The organism is Shigella sp. FC1661 (assembly GCF_001712525.1).
In the GTDB taxonomy this organism is placed as follows: Bacteria; Pseudomonadota; Gammaproteobacteria; order Enterobacterales; family Enterobacteriaceae; genus Escherichia; species Escherichia coli.
Genome location: NZ_MDGW01000434.1, coordinates 1 through 629, shown reverse-complemented (window position 1 = coordinate 629; position 629 = coordinate 1). Strand labels below are relative to the sequence as shown.

Below are 629 nucleotides of genomic sequence, written 5' to 3'. Positions count from 1 at the left end.
GATCGAGGTTCACAGTACTGCGCATACGATTACCGGGTCATACAGGAGCAGTCTGGTCTGAAAACATCAATGTCGCGTAAAGGTCACTGTTACGACAACGCTCCGATGGAAAGCTTCTGGGGAACGCTGAAAAATGAGAGCCTGAGCCACTATCGTTTTAATAACCGGGATGAAGCCATCTCAGTAATACGGGAATACATTGAGATTTTCTACAATCGTCAGCGTCGTCACTCTCGTCTGGGGAATATCTCCCCGGCAGCCTTCAGGGAAAAATATCATCAGATGGCTGCTTAAAAAAAGAACAAATGGTAGTGTCCGCTATTGCCAGTACACCTCACAGCTTTCCCTTCAGGCGTGATTCATACAGCGGCCAGCCATCCGTCATCCATACCACGACCTCAAAGGCCGACAGCAGGCTCAGAAGACGCTCCAGTGTGGCCAGAGTGCGTTCACCGAAGACGTGCGCCACAACCGTCCTCCGTATCCTGTCATACGCGTAAAACAGCCAGCGCTGACGTGATTTAGCACCGACGTAGCCCCACTGTTCGTCCATTTCAGCGCAGACAATCACATCACTGCCCGGTTGTATGCGCGAGGTTACCGACTGCGGCCTGAGTTTTTTAAGTGAC

Annotated in this window: 1 protein-coding gene and 1 pseudogene; one reads left to right on the top strand and one right to left on the bottom strand. The window is 51.4% G+C overall.

All coding sequences use genetic code 11. The features are described 5' to 3' along the window. On the top strand, window positions 1-294 hold a 294-nt coding region (locus tag BFF42_RS19670), incomplete at its 5' end, for an integrase core domain-containing protein (protein WP_146627975.1). 43 nt (window positions 295-337) lie between these two features. Here BFF42_RS19670 and BFF42_RS19665 read toward each other — a convergent pair. Beyond that, a pseudogene (locus BFF42_RS19665) lies at window positions 338-629 on the bottom strand (IS1-like element IS1X2 family transposase); the annotation flags it as partial.